15 protein-coding genes and 1 tRNA gene are annotated in these 18,810 nt (G+C 34.2%); 8 read left to right on the forward strand and 8 right to left on the reverse strand.

The annotated features are described in order from the left end of the window. Window positions 1-47: 47 nt before the first annotated feature. Window positions 48-671, reverse strand: coding sequence for a hypothetical protein (locus HCX49_RS02815; protein WP_168126040.1), 624 nt, complete (start codon window positions 669-671; stop codon window positions 48-50). A gap of 68 nt (window positions 672-739) precedes the next feature. After that, on the reverse strand, window positions 740-1,939 hold the full coding sequence (gltS, locus tag HCX49_RS02820; RefSeq protein ID WP_168126041.1) for a sodium/glutamate symporter: 1,200 nt from the start codon (window positions 1,937-1,939) through the stop codon (window positions 740-742). A 462-nt stretch (window positions 1,940-2,401) separates the two neighbouring features. On the opposite strand from gltS, the gene acnA reads away from it, so the two are divergent. Continuing rightward, a complete protein-coding gene (acnA, locus tag HCX49_RS02825; protein WP_132841634.1) occupies window positions 2,402-5,176 on the forward strand; it encodes an aconitate hydratase AcnA in 2,775 nt (924 codons plus the stop codon). 108 nt (window positions 5,177-5,284) lie between these two features. Here the strand turns inward: acnA and HCX49_RS02830 are convergent, their stop codons facing one another. Then, window positions 5,285-5,947: an ankyrin repeat domain-containing protein gene (locus HCX49_RS02830; RefSeq protein ID WP_031287579.1), complete on the reverse strand. Its 663-nt coding sequence runs from the start codon at window positions 5,945-5,947 to the stop codon at window positions 5,285-5,287. 408 nt (window positions 5,948-6,355) lie between these two features. On the opposite strand from HCX49_RS02830, the gene HCX49_RS02835 reads away from it, so the two are divergent. After that, window positions 6,356-6,754, forward strand: coding sequence for a response regulator (locus tag HCX49_RS02835; RefSeq protein WP_262887320.1), 399 nt, complete (start codon window positions 6,356-6,358; stop codon window positions 6,752-6,754). Between the two features lie 242 nt (window positions 6,755-6,996). Continuing rightward, a complete protein-coding gene (gene pepF, locus HCX49_RS02840) occupies window positions 6,997-8,907 on the forward strand; it encodes an oligoendopeptidase F (RefSeq protein ID WP_206368178.1) in 1,911 nt (636 codons plus the stop codon). A gap of 117 nt (window positions 8,908-9,024) precedes the next feature. Here pepF and HCX49_RS02845 read toward each other — a convergent pair whose 3' ends face one another. Next, a complete protein-coding gene (locus tag HCX49_RS02845; RefSeq protein ID WP_168126044.1) occupies window positions 9,025-11,280 on the reverse strand; it encodes an ATP-binding cassette domain-containing protein in 2,256 nt (751 codons plus the stop codon). A gap of 50 nt (window positions 11,281-11,330) precedes the next feature. Here HCX49_RS02845 and HCX49_RS02850 point away from each other — a divergent pair, with 50 nt between their 5' ends. The 3 genes from HCX49_RS02850 (at window position 11,331) to HCX49_RS02860 (ending at window position 13,943) form a co-directional block, all read left to right on the forward strand. Further along, entirely contained in the window at window positions 11,331-11,750 is a 420-nt protein-coding gene (locus tag HCX49_RS02850) for a MarR family winged helix-turn-helix transcriptional regulator (protein ID WP_168126045.1), read from the forward strand. Between the two features lie 486 nt (window positions 11,751-12,236). Further along, a complete protein-coding gene (locus HCX49_RS02855; protein WP_168126046.1) occupies window positions 12,237-12,725 on the forward strand; it encodes a GNAT family N-acetyltransferase in 489 nt (162 codons plus the stop codon). A gap of 495 nt (window positions 12,726-13,220) precedes the next feature. Then, the gene (locus HCX49_RS02860; RefSeq protein ID WP_132841643.1) at window positions 13,221-13,943 is read left to right on the forward strand and encodes a phytanoyl-CoA dioxygenase family protein; all 723 of its coding nucleotides are present in this window, start codon (window positions 13,221-13,223) and stop codon (window positions 13,941-13,943) included. Window positions 13,944-13,966: 23 nt separating this feature from the next. On the opposite strand, the gene HCX49_RS02865 is transcribed toward HCX49_RS02860, so the two are convergent. Further along, entirely contained in the window at window positions 13,967-14,518 is a 552-nt protein-coding gene (locus tag HCX49_RS02865; RefSeq protein ID WP_168126047.1) for a 5' nucleotidase, NT5C type, read from the reverse strand. Window positions 14,519-14,615: 97 nt separating this feature from the next. Here HCX49_RS02865 and HCX49_RS02870 point away from each other — a divergent pair, with 97 nt between their 5' ends. Then, window positions 14,616-15,365, forward strand: coding sequence for a DeoR/GlpR family DNA-binding transcription regulator (locus HCX49_RS02870; protein ID WP_132771392.1), 750 nt, complete (start codon window positions 14,616-14,618; stop codon window positions 15,363-15,365). 92 nt (window positions 15,366-15,457) lie between these two features. On the opposite strand, the gene HCX49_RS02875 is transcribed toward HCX49_RS02870, so the two are convergent. After that, window positions 15,458-15,931, reverse strand: a complete 474-nt coding sequence (locus HCX49_RS02875) for an Lrp/AsnC family transcriptional regulator (RefSeq protein WP_132841647.1) — start codon at window positions 15,929-15,931, stop codon at window positions 15,458-15,460. 143 nt (window positions 15,932-16,074) lie between these two features. Between HCX49_RS02875 and HCX49_RS02880 the strand changes: the two genes are divergently transcribed. Next, a complete protein-coding gene (locus HCX49_RS02880; protein ID WP_168126048.1) occupies window positions 16,075-17,487 on the forward strand; it encodes an MFS transporter in 1,413 nt (470 codons plus the stop codon). 211 nt (window positions 17,488-17,698) lie between these two features. Here HCX49_RS02880 and HCX49_RS02885 read toward each other — a convergent pair. Then, window positions 17,699-17,772, reverse strand: a tRNA-Ile gene (locus HCX49_RS02885). 292 nt (window positions 17,773-18,064) lie between these two features. After that, complete coding sequence (locus tag HCX49_RS02890; protein WP_168126049.1) at window positions 18,065-18,733, reverse strand: hypothetical protein; 669 nt, start codon at window positions 18,731-18,733, stop codon at window positions 18,065-18,067. Window positions 18,734-18,810 lie beyond the last annotated feature (77 nt).

The following is an 18,810-nucleotide window of genomic DNA, read 5'->3' on the forward strand; positions in this document are numbered from 1 at the left end:
GATAAATTGAAATTATTAAATAGTCCGGAAAGTTAAGTATTATTAGATTACTCTTGGAGTTTTTTGATTACTTTTCTAATTCTTGTTTTTTTGGATTCCTTTTCGACACCGTCTAAGCGATTTGTGAGCATTTTGCTTAGGTCAGTTTTATATTGTCTTGGAACAACTTTTAAAGCCTGTTCCGCGTACATTGGAAGCTGATTGGGCGGGCATTTTAGTAACTGTTCATGTAATAACGGAAATACATCTTCATGCTCCAGTGATAAGTATTTGATTAATATAGCAATACATTTATCCCTTGTGATAACAGAACCTTGTTCAGCAATAGCAATTAGTTGTGGTAGGAGCGGGAAAATAGCTTCATGTTGTAATAGAAGAATAGCATCCAGTGCTGTCATAGTTCCCCACTGTAAACGGTTATCCTTACTTGTTAACAGCGTGATAAAATCCAAATAGTATGCCGCTATCATAATAGGGGATAAGTACCCAATTTCGTAAAGAACTTTGATGCAATCGTGTTGGATCCTTTTGTTTTTGCTTTGTAGTAATTGAATTAATTCTTTAATAGCTTCATTGTCCTCTGCGCTGACGATTTGTTTTGCCAATGAAATATTGGCTGACTCATCTGTTTTCCCTAAACTGGAAGATAAATAATTGAAAACATGGATCATGTGCAATTACGTTTTTATTATTATTTAATGTTGCTTCGAATGGAATTGTTAGATTATTAATAAAATTTTTAGGATAGGTAACTTACAAATAATTTAATAAACAAGTTATTTAATATATCAACAAAGAATGCACCTACCATGGGTACGATTAGAAACGCTTTGTGGGACGGCCCATATTTGTCGGTGATCGATTGCATATTCGCAACAGCCGTCGGCGTTGCGCCTAGTCCAAAACCACAATGTCCAGCACTGAGCACTATAGCGTCATAATCGCTTCCCATTACTCTGAAAGTAATGAACATTGCAAATAGTATCATAAGTACTGTTTGTAAGATCAATATAACTAAAACTTGTGAAGCAAGGCCCTGTAATTGCCAAAGCTGTAAGGACATTAGTGCAATGGTCAAAAATAGATATAAACCGGTATTGCCAAGCACATCTACAGCATGATCATTTACAATATAACTGGACGATCTGCTAATGGTATTGCGAATAATAACACCTACAAAAAGGCACCATACAAAATTTGGAAGTTCCAACCATGAACCTTTGCAATATTCATACAATAAATGTCCCAATGCTAGACAAATTGTAAACATAGTCAGGGTTTCAATCATATTGCGAACATTGATTCTTCGGTTTGAATCAGGGTTTTCGAACATTTCAATTGGCGCTCCTCTTTCTTGAATAATTTTTGTAGGTTGGATATTCTTCTTTTTTAAAAGCACTTTTGCTACGGGGCCACCGATGAGACCACCCATGACCAGACCATAGGTAGCACATGCCATTGCGAGCTCCATCGCTCCATTTATTTGGAATATATCGGTGAGATTTTGGGCCCATGCCGCACCAGTACCATGTCCCCCTGTTAAGGTAATAGATCCGGCAATAAGTCCATAACTAGGATCAATGCCTAGCAGAGATGCCACGGATATCCCAAAAACATTTTGAACGATCATGAAAGATCCTGTTAGAAAAACGAATATCAAAAGTGGTTTTCCTCCTTTTTTTAATTTATCGAATTCTGCACTTAAACCAATTGAAGTAAAAAAGAAAAGCATCATGGTGGTCTGAAGCGAACCTTCAAAGGTAAAATTGATACCCATTGTCGCATGCAAGATGTAAAGGACAATTGCAACGACAAACCCTCCTACAACAGGTTCTGGTATATTGTAGTTTCTCAGGAAATTTATTTTTTTAACAATAAAAAATCCTAAAATCAAAACAAGACAGGCAAAAGCTAGGGTTTCAAATAGTCCAAATGTCATATAGCTATCTATAAGTGGGTTTGTCATTCAAATAAAACGGAAAGTTAAGAATAAAATAATAACTTGTATTTGACTTCTCTGTAGGTGTAAGGTTAATTAAAATATTTTCACTGTTTTTAGTCCTACATCTAACGGTTTATTCGCGTGCATTTTCCTTTCATAGTTGTAATCATGTTGAAAGCATTGATGTCTTGATTTCGAATAGGATAGATTATTGGTTCTTATTATCCCCAACTATGTACAGTTTTAGTATGTAACATACATTATCGTTAGTTTTTCACTACTCGGCTAGATCTTATATTTTTCTCATTCATTTTGAAAATGCGACTGTGAGTTTAAATAATGAGTGTAACATTTCTACTCTTTAGTAATCTATTAAAACTTAATATTCTATTCATTGTTATTTGTTTTGCTTCTCAATAGTTAATTAAGTAAATTTATGTACCAACAAAACGTGTCAATATGAGTACAACGAACGCCAAATCTTTAAAGTCAATAAGTATAAACGGGAAAAGCTATCATTATTGTTCGCTTAAAAATCTTCCCGAAGGCTCTGTAAGTCATCTTCCTTTTAGTATCCGCATTTTGCTTGAAAATGTGCTGCGGAATTACGATGGTTTTAGCATTACCGACGAACATATTCATACACTCATCAACTGGACACCAGCTCCTGTCGATAAGGACATTCCTTTTAAGCCAGCTCGTATTCTGATGCAAGATTTTACTGGTGTTCCTGCTGTAGTCGATATGGCCTCGCTCCGGGCTGAATATGTACGTCATGGAAAAGATGGTCAAAAGATCAACCCTGCAATTCCAGTGGACTTGGTGATTGACCACTCTGTGCAGGTGGATTATTATGGAACAGATTATTCTTACGGAAAAAATGTTGAACTGGAATACCAACGTAATCAGGAACGTTATGAATTGCTCAAATGGGCACAGCATGGATTGAAAAACTTTACCGTAGTTCCTCCGGGGATGGGAATTTGTCATCAGGTCAATCTTGAATATCTTGCTAAGGGGATTATTGAACGCGAGGGATGGTTGTTTCCGGACACCTTGGTTGGTACGGATTCGCACACGCCTATGGTGAATGGTCTGGGTGTAGTAGGATGGGGAGCCGGCGGTATAGAAGCGGAGGCTGCTATGCTGGGACAGCCTATATTTTTTACTTGCCCGGAAGTGATTGGATTAAAATTGACCGGGAAAATACCGGATATCTGTACGGCTACCGATATGGTATTATCGATTACTAAAGTACTTCGTGATAAAGGTGTAGTAGGAAAGTTTGTTGAACTTTTTGGAGATGGTCTGGACCATTTAACAGTTACGGATAGAGCGACTATTGCTAATATGTCTCCAGAATTCGGGTGTACGATTACTTATTTTCCTATCGACGAAAGGACGTTGGAGTACATGCAAACAACCAATCGTACAGCAGAACACATCAGGATCGTAGAAGAATATAGCAAAGAAAACCTATTGTGGAGAACTGGTCACGAAGAAATTAATTTTTCTTCAATTGTTGAATTTGATTTATCGACATTAGAACCAACGGTTTCGGGTCCAAAGCGGCCGCAGGATAAAATCTTGGCTAAGGATCTTGGTAGCCAGTTTGCTAATCTGTTGCAACAGGAATACCAGCGTAATTATAGTCTTCCGAATCAGAGAAAAGAATCGGCATGGCTAGCTGACGGTGGTTCTGGAACAGAATTTACTTTTGGTAAAGTTCCAAAAAATACAGATTCTACAATGGAGGTTGTTCAGGATACAATGCAGGCTGTTCGAATTAAATATAAAAATCAGGAATTTATTTTGAGCGATGGTAGTATTGTTATTGCCGCTATTACGAGCTGTACCAATACTTCTAATCCAGCTGTTATGATCGGCGCTGGATTGTTGGCAAGAAATGCCATAGAAAAAGGATTGCGTACGAAATCATGGGTAAAAACTTCACTAGCACCAGGATCAAAAGTCGTGACACAGTACTTAGAGCGTTCAGGTTTGAGTACTGATCTGGAAGCTCTTCGCTTTCATACTGTGGGATATGGATGTACTTCTTGTATTGGAAATTCTGGTCCATTACCTCCGCATATTGCGGAAGCCGTAGATAAAGGAGAATTGGTGGTGGCCTCTGTACTTTCGGGTAACCGAAATTTTGAAGCTAGGGTACACCCTCAGGTAAAAATGAATTTTCTCATGTCGCCAATGTTAGTGGTTGCTTACGCTTTAGTAGGGAGGGTCGATGTTGATCTGATAAATGATCCATTGTCGTACGATCCAAACGGAAATCCCGTGTATCTGAAAGATATATGGCCAAGCCGTGAGGAAATCGTCCAGACAGTCAATGACTGTGTCAAACAAAGCGATTTTCAGGAAGTCTATGATGTGATCTTTGATGGCTCTGAAGACTGGAAAAATTTAGAAGTAAATCTAGCCGAGCGTTTTGAATGGAATAAAAGTTCGACTTATATTAAAGAAGCTCCTTTTTTTGAAAACCTTCAGGTAAATCCTGATCCAGTGGCTAATATTACAGGTGCTCGTGTATTACTGTATTTAGGTGATTCGGTTACAACTGACCATATTTCGCCAGCAGGCTCTTTCCGTGAAGATAGTGCCGCAGGAAAATATTTAGCAGAACATGGTGTGAATAAAGCTGATTTCAATTCTTACGGTTCCCGTCGTGGTAATCATGAAGTCATGATGCGCGGAACCTTTGCCAATGTGCGTATTAAAAATAAAATTGTAGATCAAGAAGGCGGTTTCAGTATATACTTTCCAAGTGGTGAGGTAAAGACAGTTTATGAAACGGCTATGGAATATCAGAAAACGCATACACCACTGATTGTATTGGCTGGAAAGGAGTACGGGTCTGGCTCATCTCGTGACTGGGCGGCAAAAGGTGCTTATTTATTAGGTGTAAAAGCTGTTATTGCAGAGAGTTTTGAAAGGATACACCGCAGCAATCTTGTTGGTATGGGGGTTGCCCCATTAGTTTTCATTGATGGACAAAATACCGCCACTTTAGGTTTGGATGGTACTGAAGTTTTTGATATTACAGGAATTGCGGATAATCTAAAACCTCATAAGCTTTTGGATGTGAAAGCAATACATCGGAATGGGAAAATAACCGAATTTAAGGTTCAGGCCCGGATGGATTCGGCTATTGAAATTGAATATTACAAAAATAATGGTATTTTACAATACGTCTTAAGGGATTATTTAAAAAACAGTTAATGCGTATTTTTTCAATTTATATATGTAAAATATAAGAAGGGTTTGGCTATTTATAAAGTCAAACCCTTCTTTGTTTTAATATTCAGTAAACTTGATATAAGCTGATTTTTATTTTTTGGACGTTTTCTCTAATAGCTGAACAATGTCCGAATACCCTTTGGCTTTAGCATGTGCTAATGGGGTTTTTTTATCATGATCAGCAATATTTATATTGCAACCTGCATCAATCAGTGTTTGGATTACGTTGACAAATTTTTGACTGCCATCACCTAGGATTACTGCTTCCATTAATGCGGTCCAACCTAACCTATTGACGTGATCAATAGGAAATCCTTTTGTGTTGGCCAGTAATTTCACAACCTCCAGATGTCCGCGTTCGCTGGCAGGTATTAGGGCTGTTCCATTATACCTGTTGAATATATCAAATCGAGCTCCATGAGATAGATAGAGCTGTACAAGTTTTAGGTGTCCTGCCGCTCCTGCATATAAAAAAGGACTATCTTGAATTTTATCTTGTTGATTCACATCTGCTTTGTAAGATACCAATAACTTTGCCATCTCAAAGTTATTATTATGTGTTGCGATCAGTAATAAGGATTTTCCATTTTTATCAGTTAAATTAACGTTTGCACCCTTTTTCAATTCCTCTTCAACGAATAGCAATTGATTTTTCTGGACTGCCTCCAGTAAGTTCGTTTGTGGATGAGTATTCATATCGTTATTACAGGAGTTCAGGAAAATGAATGAAAAAAGTAAGATAAGATGTTGCATAGGTATTAAATAAGTGATGATAAGTGTTGAAAATCAATTGTTTCATGAGCAAAGTTAGTCAAATAAGCTCTGAATAAAATGTACCATTTATGCGAAAACTTGTACATTTTATAATTGATATCCCAGTTGGCAGAGGTAAGGAAAGTTGGTCTTTAAAAAAAGGTCAAAAGAATATTTTTTAGTTAAAAACTATGCTGCCCCTCTTTGTTTAAGATACAGATAAAGTAGGATCACTTTTTTAAATCTGAATATTTTATACTGAAAAGATGATATGAAAACACAAGCTTTTTAATATCAATCCATTTAAAATTGGTCTTCATGTGATAATTTAAGAAGATATAATGGTATTATCGCTGGAGGAACGTTGGTAATTTTGTCGTGAATAAGTTAATAGAAATAAAAACAAACATGAGGAATCATCCAATTAAACTCGCTTTTACAGATGATAGTATATTTCAACAAAATATGATACAATTACTCATCGAAAGAGATACTGTTTTTGATCTTTTCTTTATCTGCGGTGATGGACTAGATTTGATTAAAAGATTGGAATTCGAGGATGAATTACCTGAAGTTTGTATCATTGACTTTCATATGCCAAATATGGGAGGCGTAGCTGCTGCTATTGAAATATCGGCAAGATTTCCATCAATTAAGCTTTTTGGATATACAGCTACTACAGATTTTTGCGAGATTAAAGAATTTAAACGAAATGGTGGTGTGCACGTATTTCCTAAAACTAATCCCACTTCTATGTTAGAAAAAATAAATTCGTGGACTTACAATGATGATTTGTGTCAAGTCTGAAATTATACTGCTTTTGATTAAATAATCTACTACCATATTGATGATAATCAGGTTTAATAAAATTTATCTGTTTATTTTATTGAAATCTAGGTAATGAAGTCGTTTTTGAAAAAACTGTGCTGGAGTAAACGGTTTCCAATTATTATTCGTCTTCTAATGTTATGTGTCTTTATTTATAATCTGATATGGTTTACACTATAAATTTATGGACTGATCTTGTTGGTGCTATAAAAATCTAAAAGATGTTTTGTAAATTGGGAACACTATTTACATACATTATGCGTAAAAAAACACAATTGATCACAACGGTGATGCTGTTCTCAACAACAATTGCAGTAAGTCAGATGAAAGTTCGCGAAGAATTACCTGAAAAATATAAATGGGATTTGTCTCATCTTTATGCTACAGATGACGTTTGGAAAACAGAAAAGGAACGTTTACAACAAAAGATGAAAGAAGCGGCTTCATACAAAGGTAAGCTTACACAATCTTCGAACGTTTTATTGCAAGCATTAGAGCTGAATAGTTCGCTTATCAAGGATATGGCTCGTCTCTCATCTTATGCTTCGATGAAAGCTGATCAAAATACCCGAGTAACTAAGTATGCAGGGATGAATCAAGAATTGCAACAGCTTTTTTCAGAATATGGCGCTTTGACTTCATACCTGGAACCGGAATTGCTGACTTTAAAAGAAAATCAGCTTAGCGCATTTTTGGCAAAAGAAAAAGCGTTGGTAACTTATAAGTTTTACCTGACAGATTTACTTCGCAAACGCGCCCATAGAGGTTCTGAGGAAGTTGAAAAAGTATTGGCATATTCTTCTTTAATGTCCGGTAATGCTGCCAATATCTATAGCACCTTTATAAATGCTGAGTTTCCATATCCAGAGGTCGATTTGAACGGTGAACGCGTAAAGCTTAACGCTGCTAATTTTGCATTATATAGAGCGAGTGAAGACCGGGGAGTTCGCAGTAAAGCATTTGCCACTTATTTTGGTAAACTGAATGAGTTTCAAAGAACATTTGGAGCGCAGTTATATGGAAATATCAATGCGGCATTGTTTGCAACAAAAGCCCGAAACTACGACAGTACCTTAAAAATGGCATTAGATGGCGGTAATATTCCGACAGATGTTTTTCATAATCTTATAAAAAATGTAAATGGAAATTTGAAGACCTTTCATCGTTATTTAAACCTCCGTAAACGCATGATGGGAGTGGATACACTGCATTATTATGATCTTTATACTCCTTTGGTTGCGAAAGTCGATTTATCTTATACGGTAGAAGAAGCTGAAGAGAATATTTTAAAATCTTTGAAGCCTTTAGGGACTGATTATATAGAAGTTTCCAAAAAAGCATTCGAAGAAAGATGGATTGACATGTATCCTAACGAAGGAAAAAGGTCAGGTGCATATTCTAATGGTTCTGGGTACGATGTACATCCGTATATCCTCATGAATTATAACGGCAAGTACAATGATATGTCTACGCTGACTCATGAATTGGGACATACCATGCATAGTTATTTGACCAATAAGAAGCAACATTATGCTAACTCAGATTATTCAATTTTTGTTGCAGAAGTGGCTTCGACTTTAAATGAAGAGTTATTGAATGATTATATGCTGAAGCAGATAAAGGACGATGAAACTAGACTTGCTATTCTTGGAAATTATCTTGAAGGCGCAAAAGGAACATTGTTCCGTCAGACTCAGTTTGCTGAGTTCGAATATATGATCCATGATAAAGTAGCAAAGGGGGGGGCACTCACTGGAGAAGACTTTGATACGATGTATCTGGCTCTAACGAAAAAGTATTATGGTCATGATCAAAATATTTGTGTCGTTGATGACAATGTGAAATCAGAATGGTCTTACATTCCACATTTTTATTATAACTTTTACGTTTATCAGTATGCGACATCTTTTACTGCATCAACAGCTCTTTCCGAAAAAGTCCTGCGTGGAACGGATGCAGATCGTAAGAAATACCTGAATTTCTTAGCTTCGGGAAGTACAAAATATCCTGTTGATCTTCTTGTCGATGCAGGTGTGGATATGAATACTTCTGAACCTTTTGATTTGACGATTGCAAAAATTAATAAAGTCATGGCTGAGATGGAATCTATTCTAAGCAGACAGGGGAAATAAGGATTAAATTTTAACAAAAAATAAAAGCCGTATTATTGCGGCTTTTATTTTTTCTATTTCATCTGGTTTTTAACCAATACAAAGAGTTAAACAAAAGGGAATTATAGTCGATTATTTTTATCTCCATTTTAAATGTTTTTTGAGATATTCGGCAGTGTACGATTTTTTATTTTTTAAAAGTTGTTCTACGTTACCTTCAAAAATAACATTACCCCCACATTTACCAGCACCCGGACCGATATCGATAATCCAATCTGCCTGAGCAATAATTTCCAAATTATGTTCTACTATAATTAATGTGTTATTTCTTTCAATTAATTCCTCAAAAAGAGATAGTAACTTTTCCGTATCACTTGGATGTAGTCCTGTACTGGGTTCATCCATAATGATGATTTTATTTGTGTTGTTTAATTCTTTCGTGAGTTTTAAACGTTGTCTTTCTCCCCCAGAAAAGCTATCCATACGTTGTCCGAGTGTGAGATAATCTAAGCCTAATTTTAAAAGTATTTCAAACTTTTCAAGGTATATCGGATCATCAAAAAATTGTATAGCTTCCGGTATAGTAAAGTTCAGTACATCAAATATATTTTTACCCTTGTATTTATATTCCAATACCTGGGGATTAAATCCGGAACCACAGCAAACTTCACAGACTTGCTCAATGTCATCCATAAATGCTAAGTCTATCCGCTCCATGCCCAGTCCTTTACAGTTTTCACAGGCGCCCTCACTGTTCCTACTGAATTTTTTATCAGAAACCTGATTGGCTCGAGCAAATGATTTTCTGACCTTATCAGATAGATTCAAGTAAGTGAGTAAATTTGACCGGGGACTAGCTGTAAATAAGGACTGGTCGATAATTGTTGCATCTTTATAGTAATCCGGCAAAACTTTGCTGATTAATGTACTTTTTCCTGAGCCTGCAACGCCAGTGACTACTGTCATAATATTTTTAGGGATTTTTAAATCAATACCCTTCAAGTTATGTAAGGTCGCTTGCTTAATTTCTAGATATTCTTTTCCAATTTTTGGATCAGTTTTAATTTTGGTTTTCTTTGCAAAATATAAGCCCGTTTTTCCTAATGAATTTTTAAGTTCTTTAAAAGTTCCTTTATAGATAACTTCACCGCCATTTTTTCCTGATCCGGGTCCCATATCAATGATCAAATCTGCGATCTTGATTAAATCTGGATCATGCTCAACAATCAGAATGGTATTACCTTTATCTCTAATTTGTTCAATAATGGAAGTAATATTTTGTAAATCTTTTGGATGAAGCCCAATGCTCGGTTCATCAAAAATATACAGTAGATCCACTAAACTATTGCCTAGACTTTTTACCATTTTAATCCGTTGGGATTCTCCTCCCGAAAGCGTATCTGTTTTTCTATCGAGGGTTAAGTACTGCAGGCCTATGTTAATCATATTATTTAATTTCTTAATAAGCTCTTTTACAATAATATCATAGGTGTTTGAGTTTGTCGATTGAATAAATTCCATTAAATCGTCAACTGAAAGAGCAGTACAATCGGCTATGTTTTTACCATTTATTTTACAGGAGAGTACCTTTTTATTTAATCTTTTACCTTTGCATACTGCGCATATTCTGCTTGTGGTAATGTGTTGAAGGTCATTTTTTCTGATTGTATTTTCTTTTGAATCTTTTTTTAAAAATGCTTTTTCAATACGTGGTATGAGCCCTTCATATTTCACTGTTTTTCCCCAATCTTTATTTGGGTTTTTAGGTTTATGTTCTTTTGAATAAAGTAATATTTCCCATTCTTTATCTGAATAATCTTTTATTTTCTTGTCGTTATCAAAATATCCTGACAAGGTATATCTAGTTAACCTCCATCCTCCAGGTTGAAAAGTGGGAAACTGAATTCCGCCTTCATTTAGGGATTTTTCTTTATTGATTAAAGTATTAATATTAATAGTTTGCTCATAACCCAAACCTTCGCAGTTTAGGCACATGCCGAGTGGATTGTTAAATGAAAAAACATTAGAATAACCTACAAATGGCGAACCTAATCTAGAAAATAGCAATCGTAAAGACGCGTAGATATCAGTTATGGTACCAACTGTTGAACGCGCATTTCCGCCTATTCTCTTTTGATTGATAATAATGGGGACATTCAGATTTTCAATTTTATCGACATCCGGTATACCATAATGTTGCATTCGTGTACGTATAAAACTATTCTGTGTTTCATTTATCTGACGTTGTGCCTCTGCGCCAATTGTTTCAAATACGAGTGATGATTTTCCTGAACCCGAGATACCCGTAAATACCGTTATTTTATGCTTCGGAATTTGAAGAGAAACATTTTTGAGATTATTCTGCCTAGCATTTGTTATAATAATATTATTCATAACTAATTTACTTAACTTTGCAACTACTTAACTAAGTTAAGTGTTTTTTTATGAAAAAGATTGAAAAAGAATTTTTTACTGTATTTACAGACTTCCAATGTTTCATTTTGGCGAACATGAATAAGGGCGATTATATTGGTATTACAGCAACCCATTATAACATCATAGAGTTTGTGTATCGAAAAAAAGATGCTACTGCTAAACAGATTGCAGTAGCATTGAATGTTAGTCAAGCCGCTATTTCTAAGCAGTTGAAGTTTTTAATTCAAAATGAGTTGCTAAAACAAATACAGAGTGAGGTAGACAGGCGAAATTATATTTTAACTGCAACTGATAAAGGAAAATTCATTGTTGACAATTCTGAAACCTTTAGAAAAAATTTAACTAAGCAATTTTCGTCAAATCTTTCAGCCAATGAACTTATAACATTTACCTCATTGTTGAAGAAAGCTTTGGAAGACCATAAATAGGAAATTAAAAAATGTTGCTCCTACTTTTTTAGCTCGTTATCCTTTTTTTAATAATTGATTTAGCTTATGCTTTTCATTACCATACAATATAAACGCTATACAAAATCAAGGATTATTTTTCGGATAAAAAAAATTGGATCAAGTGGTACTTATTATAGTCCATAATCTCTTCAGTATTTCGTAAAATACATTCTTTACTATTCATCGACAAATGGTCGATCCCGCAGAAAGTCTGGTGATTTCTCAAATTTATCTGCGAGTTTTTTCACATTATTTAAGAAGTTCGCTTCTAAAATTTTTTAGTCCATTTCAAATTTTAATATTGGTATTCAAAGCGATATTGATTACTAATTTCTCACCACTAAAGACTCAGGAAACGCCTATTAATTCTTTAAAAATAAGTGCTTTAATTTTTATTGAATGGATTTTTAAAGTTTTTAGTGTCAAATTTAGTTAAGATCATGTATATTTTACGAAAAAACTGCAATGAATATAACACTTGTTAAGTATACATCGGATGATTTTGATCTATTTAAACCGCTACTCCTTGATGATGAGATTATGAAATATATAACTGGAAAAGGCTGGACAGAAGTTCAGGTTAAGGAAAAGTTTGAGGCGATAATTGAAGTCAATCGTAATGAAGATGATCTGGGTTATTTTAAAGTATTTGACAACGGAAATCTGTATATCGGATATTGTAAGTTAGCATATAGCAGTAATGATTGTAACGTCCTTGAAATCGGGTATGTCATAAATAAGGAGTTTTGGGGGAAGGGTTATGGATGTGCTGTTGGTCAAGCGGTAATAGATACAGCAAATAGATTATTTCCCCAATTAGATATTATTGGAATTATTGATCCTCATAATCTGGCTTCAAAAAAAATATTAGAAAAGTTAGGATTTAAGACCTATTTTAAAGGTTTCGAGGAAGGATTGCCGACAGAAAAACTCATGTTAAAAAGACTGCACTGAAATTAAGCAATCACCTCTTTCTCTTTATGCCAACAGTGACAATCTAATGGATTATAGCATTTTTTAGCTTAACTTATGCGTAGTAGTTTCCGTAGATTTTTAAATAAATAACGACGTTTCATTAAAATGATCATTTTTTAATCATCCCTATAGAAATGAAATTAATGCTTAAGAGTTTGAGCTTATAGCAAAAAGAATGTTGGATTTTACAAGTTTTGCTAGCAAGATTTAAATAAAAGCTTTACTACAATTGAACTTATTACTCCCTGTGATTGTGACTAAAAAAATAGTAATTTGATGTAGTGCATTATTTAATAATTAAGATATGATATCGAAAAGTTTCTTATTAGCTTTCATTGTATAAGGTCAAAATTCGAAAGACCCAGAATAGAAAGCTTTGATATTGTTTTTTATTATCTTTAGTAAATTGTATTTGGCAAAATTTTTTATGCGTTTATGTAATCTCAAAGTTCAATAATGAAAAATGCTAGTAATATGGAAGATCTTGAAAAAAATAGGCAAGATCTTTTAGATCATGGTTTCAATGTGATTAACAATATCTATTCTAAAGAAGAAATAAATAATATTATTGATGCAATTAATAAAGTTGACACTTCAAAAGACACATTCAGAAAAACTAAGGACTTATTTGCTATTAGACAGTTTCTGAAAGAAATTCCAGAAACCATTTCACTAATATTTACTGATAATTTTAGGTCACTTTTGCAAAAAATGATCGGCAATAATTTTTTCGTAGTAAAGAGCATTTATTTTGATAAACCTGAGACTTCTAACTGGTACGTATCTTATCATCAAGATTTAACTATTTCCGTGGATAAGAAAATAGAAATTGAAAATTTTGGACCTTGGACAACCAAACACAATCAATATGCAGTGCAACCGACAATTGACATATTAGAAAATATTACAGCTATAAGAATTCATCTTGATGATACCGATGAAAATAATGGCGCTTTAAAGGTTATCCCTAAATCACATGTCAAGGGAATTTATCGACCTGAAAAAATAAATTGGGATATTGAGACTGAAACGACTTGTTCTGTTAAGCAAGGTGGAGTAATGTTAATGAAGCCATTGTTGCTACATAGCTCGAAGAGAACAGTCAATAATAAGAAAAGGCGTGTAATACACATTGAATTTTCAAATGTAGTATTGCCAACCTCATTAAAATGGGCTGAGCGCTTAAATTTTAATTGATATTCAAAAACTGAAAATATACTTTACAGTATATTTTCAGTACTATAAGTGAGTGTTTTAAGCAGTTTAGGCACTTCATCCCAATGATTGATCCTGATATGATGATTGATATGCGCATTGTGGTAGGCGTTAAACATTAGCGCTTTTCCCTTGCAGAAATCAAGATTTTTGCAATAATCATCGATCATATAATCTGTATCGATGATACTTTTATCACCACAGAAGATAATATTCTTCCAGCTAATAAAAGGGAAATGTTCTTGTAGCCATTCTCTCTTTTCATACAAAGACAAGGGAAATTCCATAGCTGCAGAAACAATAAAAATCTCATAATCTTCCATTAATAATGTGACATTTTCTATTGCTTTGTCCATTACAGGTACTGTTCTAAAGAATGATTGGGTATAAAGTACTTTGTGCAGTGCTGTTTTATCAGCAAAAGCAGCATCTTCTCCTAATTCATTTATGAGTTGAAGGGTCAAAGAAATGCCCGTTTCATTTTTGTACCATTCAATAAGATGGGGTTCCGTGTCGGCGATGACGCCGTCCATATCAATAGCTATTGATTTTCTCATATTTAATAAGTTTTGCAATAAAGATACTAAATATTGCAATACTTTGCAATATATTGCAAAGTATTATTTTATATATTTGCATATAATATAAAGAGATATGGTAAGAGAAGAACGTTTACAGCTCATATTAAAGCAGCTTTCTAAGGAGAATAAAGTTCGCCTCGAACAGCTTAGTATACTATTAAACGTATCCGAAGATACTGTACGTCGCGATATTAAGGTGTTGGGATCTCAGGGTCTTCTAAAAGAGGTAAGAGGAGGGGCATTGGCTAATTCTCCTAGTCCACATCATTATAGGGATCGTGAAAAATACGATTTGGGACAAAAGCAGGCTGTTGCTTTAAAGGCCTTAAGCTTTTTAAGGGATGGGCATGTGGTATTTTTTGATGGTGGGACCTCTGTTGTGGCATTAGCAGCCTGTCTGCCTAAAAATTTAAAAATAACGGTCGTTACCAATAGTTTTCCGGTAGTTAGTGTACTGGAAGATCATCCCAACGTTGAAGTGATATTTGCCGGAGGCCGCCTCTGTAAAGTTTCTTTTACCGCAATCGGTGAAGATGCAATTAATACATTGAAATCAGTTCGAGCTGATATTTGTTTCCTTGGCGTATGTAGTATCCACCATGTCATTGGGATAACAGCTAAAGATTATGAAGATGCACAAATTAAAAAAATAATGATTGCACAGGCTCTTAAAACAGTTGCATTGTCTACCATAGAAAAAACCAGCACAGCGGAAGCTTTTTGTATAGGGCCTGTGACTGATCTGGATACTATTCTTACTGAGGCAGATCCTCATCATACTGCGCTTCAGGTATACCGAGAACTTGGAATTGAGATTTTATAGAACTGCTAAATATTTTTGGTATGACCTTATCGCATATGGCACACGATATTTTAAAGATTTTTATCTAAAATTAGTGCGTATGCAAATGACTTTTAATAGATAATCTGAGTACGCTCTTTAATACTATTCATAACAAAAATACTTTTTGTTTGTCCGATACCATCTATTTCAGATAGCTTATTAACGAAAAAATCATGAAATTCATCCATATTTGGAGCCAATATTTTTAGCATAAAATCAAAATCACCACTGATGTTGTAAAATTCGACAACTTCATTCAATTTACATACTTCTTCTATAAATTTCGTTGCTGTTTTTTTATTGTGGGCATTTAGTGCAATCATACAGATGACCATCATTCCTTTATTAACTTTTTTGCGATCTAATACTGCGGTGTATTCTTTTATAATCCCCAATTTTTCCATGCGCTTAATTCGTTCATGTGTTGGAGTAGAGCTAAGATTGATCTGTGCTGAAAGATCACGCACACTAAGCTTGGCATCTTTTTGTAATAAGCGCAGAATAGCAAGATCTTTTTCATCTAGAGTATAATTTTCTGAGGGCATTTGTTCTAATATTTGGTGGTTAAATAGTTTTTAAAGTTTATTTGTTCTTTGTAATTTATCTAAATTAATTAATTGTTCCAAATTTAAGAAGTAATTTTATAGTATGTTCCAATAATTTTAATTTTGCAGGAAATTTGAATGGTATGGGAACAAGGAGAAATTTAATATTAATACTGGCATCGATAGGAACTTTTGTTGAAGCGTTGGATATCGCAATTATTAATCTCACTATTCCCTCTATTCAAGAGCAATTTAATATCGGAGCAGAAAAGGTTCAGTGGTTACAGACCCTGTATGTGTTGTTTTTTGGAGGCTTTCTGATTATTGGAGGTAAACTTTCTGATGAGATAGGACGTAAAAAATTATTTCTTTTAGGGGGAATGATTTTTATGTTAGCCTCACTAGGAGCAGGGCTTTCACCTAATTTTGAGGTACTGGCTTTATTCCGAGCTTTGCAAGGGCTTGGCGCTGCTTTTATTATGCCGTCATCCTTATCAATTGTCACCAATACTTTTACCGAAAACCAAGAAAGGAACCGTGCGTTGGGAGTTTTTAGTTCTTTTGCAGCAATAGGATCGGGAAGTGGATTATCAGTGGGAGGGCTCATCAGTACCTACTTAAGCTGGCACTGGGTTTTTCTGATTAATGTACCGATTCTTTTGATCACATTAATTCTAGCATATTATTATTTACCTACAGATGAAAAGGCTCAAAATGTTCAGAAGACAGACGGTATTTCCGGATTACTGCTTGTCTTAGGACTCTTAAGTTTAACCTATGGGACACATGAACTCATACACATCAAAGAGAGTCCAATATTAATAGTTGGTTCATTGCTGTTAGCTATTCTTTTACTGAGTGTTGTGATCCATCGTTTAAGAACAGTATCACAGCCATTAATTGATCTCAAATTATTCAGGTATAAATCATTAATGGCTTCAAATCTTGCATTTTTTACACTAGGCGCATTCTTTATAGGATTTTTATTTTTGATTTCTTTGATGCTTCAGAAAGATATGCATCACAGCGCCGCTTCTGCAGGTTTAATGCTGGTTCCTTTCAGTATTATGTCTGCATTGGTAGCTAAATTTATATTGCCTTATATTTGCCGAAAATTTTATCCTACGCAAATGGGTATCCTGGGCTGGTCTTTTATGCTATTAGGAGCTTTATCTTTACTGGTATCCATTTATTTTGATCATCCCCTACAAACTGTTTTATTTGGGGCAGCATGTATTTCAGGGATTGGAATGACGATTTGTTTTACAAGTTTATCGATCTTAGGTATTCGTGATGTAGAGGCCGTTCATTATGGTGTTGCTTCAAGTTTAACCAGTACAAGCTATTTTTTGGGAGCAGGAATCGGATTGTCATTTATGACTTTAATGAGTCAGCTTTTCCCCTCAACACAGGCCGTGGATCATTTAAGTTTAGCTATCTTGGCGGGTTACGCTATTGTTGCTATGAGTATATTGAGGTATTTAATGGTTAAAGAATTAAAAGACGAAAAAACTGAGGTTGTCGCTATTACTTCATGTGAAGTCGCTTCTGAATGATGAAAACTTGATTACCGTCTCTCTGCGACAGTTTATTTTTGGAAATTGATCACTGCTTAAAGGTGAAAGTATTTAAATAATTAACCATGAGAAGACCTGTATTATTCTAAATATCGCAGAGTTTAATGGAGATAATTTTTAGGATTATTTACTTATTACGCTTTATAAAAAAGAAAAATCCTCATTTTTTGATGAGGATTTTTTTAAGTAGTGCTCCCAACTGGGCTCGAACCAGTGACCTGCAGATTATGAGTCTGACGCTCTAACCGACTGAGCTATAGGAGCGGGTTATTAATATTTATAGCTTATTTTTATCAGCTTTCCACAAAGATAACAAATTCCATTTTTATTATAAAACAATAATTGAAAGAACTATCAAAATATGGTATAGCATTTCTGTTTTTGCATCAAAGTTTAGCTTACCATTTTATCATCAATACTTATTCAAAGTATCAGAAGAAAGACAAGTTCGTGATAAAAGTTTAATGGAGTAAGGATATTTTTGAGAACCAATTTTATTTTTATAAAGCATACTTCGCTTAAGAGTAGCTTGATAAAGAAATTTCAGAATTCGTTATTACTTAAATTTTGCCCAATTATTGTCGGTATTATTTAATTTAAGCACATCTTTTAAGCTTTCCTTGTTACAGACAAATAGTATGGTTTTAGGTCTTTCATTAACAATTTTTGAATCCTGATCCGGGATTTTAGCGTTTATTTTTTCAAGATTTTCAGAACTTCTCGGATCAAAAATAGAAATCAATTTAATTATTCTGTCTTTAACGTCCCGGGTGTAGGTGTATATATGCACATATTTATTATAATCACTAGAATCAGTTTTTGTTTCTTTGCCATATACACCTTTGATATTCAGATATAGTTTATTTAATCTTTCAGGTTTTAGATATGTCTCCGCATTAATTATTTTCAATTTCCCGTCTTTTGAAGCAATTGCATTAAGGGTTGAAAAATTAATACTGTCAAATTTAGCTACTATATTATTATTTGATGATTTTTTTATTTGAAATTCAACCCAGCCATTGTCAAAATCACTAATTTCTACATATTGATTATTATTTGAAATTTTTAAATTTTCGTCTTTATTTGCATTTCTATAAAAATCTTCCGTATTGAAGGTGTTAAAATCAAGTTTTTTTAGATCAATTATATTTTTTTGATATTCTTGATTATTCGTTAGACAGGAACAGAAAAAGATCATGTAAAAATACACAGCGAGATATTTCATAATAAATATATTTTAAATCGTTATTTTAATCGTTTTGCATATGTTTCTGGGTTTAGTTGGATTTGAAATTTGGATCA

This window comes from Sphingobacterium sp. B16(2022) (assembly GCF_012030425.1).
Taxonomy (GTDB): domain Bacteria; phylum Bacteroidota; class Bacteroidia; order Sphingobacteriales; family Sphingobacteriaceae; genus Sphingobacterium; species Sphingobacterium anhuiense.